Source organism: Escherichia sp. Lx600-2 (assembly GCF_036662595.1).
Lineage (GTDB): Bacteria > Pseudomonadota > Gammaproteobacteria > Enterobacterales > Enterobacteriaceae > Escherichia > Escherichia coli.
Map to the genome: position 1 here is coordinate 1 of NZ_JAYQWM010000228.1, position 1343 is coordinate 1343.

At 43.3% G+C, this 1343-nt stretch carries 1 protein-coding gene and 1 pseudogene; both read right to left on the reverse strand.

Annotated features, from left to right (window positions below):
• Window positions 1-115: 115 nt before the first annotated feature.
• Window positions 116-295, reverse strand: coding sequence for a hypothetical protein (locus tag OQV04_RS24670; protein ID WP_124035309.1), 180 nt, complete (start codon window positions 293-295; stop codon window positions 116-118).
• 303 nt (window positions 296-598) lie between these two features.
• A pseudogene (locus tag OQV04_RS24675) lies at window positions 599-1162 on the reverse strand (inovirus Gp2 family protein).
• Window positions 1163-1343 lie beyond the last annotated feature (181 nt).

A 1343-nucleotide genomic window follows, 5' to 3' on the forward strand; every position in this document is an offset into this window, starting at 1 on the left:
AGGCTATGGCCCTGGTACGAGCGCTGAACAAAATGACGAAAGCAGGTATGCCTGAAAGCGTGCGTATTGCCTGAAAACACAACCCGCTACGGGGGAGACTTACCCGAAATCTGATTTATTCAACAAAGCCCACTTCAGGATACACAACCAGATGTGTAACGGAGTTATCTTCATCCAATACTTTTCCCCACGCCTGCTCAATTAGATTTCTGAGAACCACCACCTCACGACTCTTACACCAGACATCGTTATTAAGTAGCAGCACCATAAGATAAGGAGTGGCATCGTTAGCCACAGCTTCCCTACTCTAGAGGTAATATAAAGGGGTGGGCTCGACTGATTTATCTTTACGTCGCTTACATTGCAAATGTTCAGAAATTAGTCTATGCAGTTCACCAGTAAAATCAGCCATTAGAGAAGGAATTGCCTTATTCATACCAGGGCAAGGTATTAATTTAAACTGTAATAATTTAATTTTAGGATGTGTAGCAGCAGCCCGATACAGAGTTGCAAGGACACACTTTTGCCAGAGGGCGTTACAGGAAAGCTTAACGTTTGATTCTGTATACATAATAAATCACCTTGCAGTTACAATAGGTCAAAAACCGCTGTAGCCAAAGTTACGCTGGCCTGATGCTTTAGTGTCGAGCTTCGTCAAATAATCCAGACGTGCCAATAAGTGCTGGTGCTGCTCAGGGAAATCAGGATCGTTAATATCCAGGATGTAACGTCCATTAGTAGGGAAATGAACTAATCCCTGGTGATCTTCCAGTTCCAACCCTAAGGCGCTGTACCAGGCTCCGGTAATTAACCCTCTCAGGGTGTCAGAGCGCTCATAGTCTCCCAGGTGGTAATAGGCGTCTTTGTTAAACAACAGGCAGACGTGATAATGACATTTAAAGGACTGTGTATATTCTTTCGCCCAGATAATACAAACCGACGTTGCGTAGGTGCGTTTGCCTTATTGTTTTTTACGGTGTTGATCTGCATTAATTTTCGCATTCAGCGAGTTACGGAAACGAGATATCTCTCCGGGGATCAGGTTAGGGAAACAGGTAATGGTATCCCCGTTGTCAATCACAGGAGGGTAATGGAGATCCACCCGTATTGCTGTTATTCTGGAAGTATTTTTAATATTCGTATTGATAGTTCTCAGAGATATATCACACTCTAGATATTTTAATTAAGTATCAGTTCGATATCGGTAGACTGGCCCCCTGAATCTCCAGACAACCAATATCACTTATTTAAGTGATAGTCTTAATACTAGGGAAGGTGCGAACAAGTTCCTGATATGAGATCATCATATTCATCCGGAGCGCATCCCAGAGGGACATCATGAG